The organism is Streptomyces otsuchiensis (assembly GCF_004305975.1).
Classification (GTDB): domain Bacteria; phylum Actinomycetota; class Actinomycetes; order Streptomycetales; family Streptomycetaceae; genus Streptomyces; species Streptomyces otsuchiensis.
On record NZ_BHZI01000423.1, the window covers coordinates 1 to 3,379 of the forward strand.

Sequence of the window (3,379 nt, forward strand, 5' to 3'; positions counted from 1 at the left end):
GGCGTATCGGCGGCAGGGGACGGCGGGTGCCCGGCGGCACGCCGGGGGCCGCCGGGCGGGTACAGGGGCGCACGTCAGGGACGGGGACGCACGTCAGGGTGGTGACACGGGACACTCGTTCGGGTTAGGTTGCGGAGGGTCCAGACCACTGGACGCACCGCCCCTACTCGGATCGTCCGGCACGTTCCTGCCGGTGAGGGAGTACATCAGCCATGGCTACGGTTACGTTCGACAAGGCCACCCGGGTCTACCCCGGCTCGGAGACCCCGGCCGTCGACCAGCTCGACATCTCGATCGCCGACGGCGAGTTCCTCGTCCTGGTCGGCCCCTCCGGCTGCGGGAAGTCCACCTCGCTGCGGATGCTCGCGGGCCTGGAGGACGTCAACGGCGGCGCCATCCACATCGGCGACCGCGACGTCACCCACCTGCCGCCGAAGGACCGGGACATCGCCATGGTGTTCCAGAACTACGCGCTCTACCCGCACATGACCGTCGCGCAGAACATGGGCTTCGCCCTCAAGATCGCCGGCATCAACAAGACGGACATCCGCACCAAGGTCGAGGAAGCCGCGAAGATCCTGGACCTCACCGACTACCTGGAGCGCAAGCCGAAGGCGCTCTCCGGTGGTCAGCGCCAGCGCGTGGCGATGGGCCGTGCCATCGTGCGTGAGCCGCAGGTGTTCCTCATGGACGAGCCGCTGTCGAACCTCGACGCCAAGCTCCGTGTCCAGACCCGTACCCAGATCGCCGGCCTGCAGCGCCGCCTGGGCGTCACCACCGTGTACGTCACCCACGACCAGGTCGAGGCCATGACGATGGGCGACCGGGTGGCGGTGCTGAAGGACGGCCTGCTGCAGCAGGTCGACAGCCCGCGCAACATGTACGACAAGCCGGCCAACCTCTTCGTCGCGGGCTTCATCGGCTCGCCGGCGATGAACCTGGTCGAGGTGCCGATCACCGACGGCGGTGTGAAGTTCGGCAACAGCGTGGTGCCGGTCGAGCGCGCCGCGCTGACCGAGGCGACCAACCAGGGCGACACCACCGTCGTCGTGGGCTGCCGCCCCGAGCACTTCGACATCGTCGAGAACAACGGCACCGAGCTCAAGAAGGACGACCCGAGCGACACCGCCGGCCTGGCGGTCACCGTCAACGTCGTCGAGGAGCTGGGCGCCGACGGCTACATCTACGGCACCGCCGAGGTCAACGGCGAGACCAAGGACCTCGTGGTCCGCGTCGGCGGCCGCCAGATCCCGGAGAAGGGCGCCGTGCTGCACGTCGTGCCGCGCGCGGGCGAGACCCACGTCTTCGCCTCGGGCAGCGGTGAGCGTCTCTCCGACTGACGTTCGCCGGGCGGTACCAGCACGTATCGCACCCTGATCGGCCGACGCGGGCCGTATTCTCGCCGGAAGCGAGGGTACGGCCCGCGCTGCTGCGGTACGTGCGTTCCGTGGTGGCGTCCGGCCCGCTGTCCGGGTCGTTCCGACGCTTGTCGAACTGCCCCCGAACGGCGGTAAATACCGATAAGAGCATCAAATTCGATCTCTGTTCGTCAACGCCATACCGGCGAACTTCTGTCCCGACGTCGCCCTAGAGGGTGACAAAATGTCGCCAGATCACTACACCTCGCTACGATCGCAGTCGTCCCCCAGGCCACTGCAACCGACCGCAACCAACGTCACGCGAGGAACACACCAGTGAACCAGGCAGCCCGCCGCATCGGCCGCACACTCGCCCTTGTCCTCCCGGTCGTCCTGGTGCTCTCCGGGACACTCGCCGTCGCCCGGGTGCCCTGGGCCGAGCCGCCCACCGACAGCGCCGTCGTCAACGCCGGTGCCGAGCGCGCCGCCCAGCAGGAGCGCACCGAGCAGGAACCGCTCGCCCCGGAGGACGAACTGCTCGACACGCTGCTGGTGGAGATGTACGCCACCGACCCGGGGACCGCGCTCACCAGCCTCCAGCGCGAGATCGACCTCGACCCCTCCCTCGCCGGCCACTGCGCCGACATCGCCCGCGCCCTCGGCCAGGCGGCCGTCCGGCAGTACGGCGGCACCGTCGCCCAGGAGCACGCCCGCCCGGTCTGCGACACCTCGTTCGCCGCCGGCGTCGCCGACTCCGTCTGATCACGAGCGGCCCTCACCCGCCACTCCCCCGCCGCACCGGTACGGGCCCGCCCCGTACCGGTGCGGCGCGCCGTCGCCCGGCCCGTCGAGCGGGCCGGGCGATCCCGTACGCTGCCGACCATGACTGACGTTCCGCAGCCCACCCAGGCCGTGGTCCTGGCGGGGGGCCAGGGCACGCGCCTGCGCCCGTACACCGACGACCGCCCCAAGCCCATGGTCGAGATCCCGGGCACCGGCACCCCGATCATCGGCCACCAGCTCGCCTGGCTCGCCGACGAGGGCGTCACCGATGTCGTGATCTCCTGCGGCCACCTCGCCGAGGTCCTCCAGGACTGGCTGAACGACAACGATCTCCCGCTGCGCGCCACCACCGTGATCGAGACCGAGCCGCTGGGCCGCGGCGGCGGCCTCAAGTACGCCGCCGCCGCGCTGCCGCGCCCGGAGGAGCCGTGGTTCGCGACCAACGGCGACATCTGGACCCGCTTCTCGCTGCGCGAGATGGCCGAGTTCCACCTGGAGCGGGACGCCGTCGCCACTCTCGCGCTTGCGCGCCCCCGCATTCCGTGGGGCGCCGTCGCCACCGACGAGATCGGCAACGTCACCGACTTCATAGAGGCACCGCCGGTCTCGTTCCAGATCAACGCGGGTGTCTACGTCTTCTCCCCCGGCTTCACCGCGCTGCTTCCCGACCGCGGCGACCACGAGCGGACCACCTTCCCCCGCCTGGCACGCCAACGACGCCTGGCCGGCTTCCCGTTGCCACAGCGCGCCTACTGGCGGGCCATCGACACCGCCAAGGACCTCAGCGAGGCCGCGAAGGAACTCAACGGCGGCTGACCACCTCGGTCCCCGTACCCGGCAACCGGCCGGTGGCAGCGGGCGCTTCGGCGCCCCGGTGCCACCGGCCGTCTCAATGCGTGGAGTCGGCGCGGGGATTCAGCGGGCTCGGGTCCGTCTCCGCCTGCGCCAGGCGCAGTTCGTAGCGCGTGCCGGGCTGTCCAGCCAACTCCACCGTGCCCACGGGCCGGAAGCCCAGCCGCGTCAGTACCCGGCGCGAGCCCGCGTTGGCGAGCGCGGCGGAGGCCCGCAGCCCGGTCAGCCGGTAGTCGGACACCGCCCGCGCGCACAGCTGCCGTGCGCCCTCGGTGGCGAGGCCACGGCCGGCCGCGTGCTCGGCCACCCGGAAGCCGAGTTCGGCCCAGCCGTCCTCGACCTCCACCAGGTTGAACCTCCCCAGCACGGCGCCCGCCCCGCCACCG

The 3,379-nt window shown here is 71.2% G+C and carries 4 protein-coding genes; 3 read left to right on the forward strand and 1 reads right to left on the reverse strand.

Translation table 11 applies throughout. The annotated features are described in order from the left end of the window. Positions 1–212: 212 nt before the first annotated feature. From E0D90_RS24590 to E0D90_RS24600, 3 genes are all read left to right on the forward strand, one after another. Positions 213–1,340, forward strand: a complete 1,128-nt coding sequence (locus E0D90_RS24590) for an ABC transporter ATP-binding protein (RefSeq protein WP_130800142.1) — start codon at positions 213–215, stop codon at positions 1,338–1,340. 354 nt (positions 1,341–1,694) lie between these two features. Next, the gene (locus E0D90_RS24595; RefSeq protein WP_103504085.1) at positions 1,695–2,120 is read left to right on the forward strand and encodes a hypothetical protein; all 426 of its coding nucleotides are present in this window, start codon (positions 1,695–1,697) and stop codon (positions 2,118–2,120) included. 120 nt (positions 2,121–2,240) lie between these two features. Beyond that, entirely contained in the window at positions 2,241–2,957 is a 717-nt protein-coding gene (locus tag E0D90_RS24600; RefSeq protein WP_130800143.1) for a nucleotidyltransferase family protein, read from the forward strand. A gap of 73 nt (positions 2,958–3,030) precedes the next feature. Here E0D90_RS24600 and E0D90_RS24605 read toward each other — a convergent pair. Beyond that, positions 3,031–3,379 (reverse strand): GNAT family N-acetyltransferase (locus tag E0D90_RS24605; RefSeq protein ID WP_130800144.1); only part of this gene is annotated, 349 nt, incomplete at its 5' end.

Excerpts from the sequence above, each read along its gene's own strand:
- E0D90_RS24590 (WP_130800142.1), top strand. The coding sequence starts at position 213 with ATGGCTACGGTTACGTTCGACAAGGCCACCCGGGTCTACCCCGGCTCG.
- E0D90_RS24600 (WP_130800143.1), top strand. The coding sequence starts at position 2,241 with ATGACTGACGTTCCGCAGCCCACCCAGGCCGTGGTCCTGGCGGGGGGC.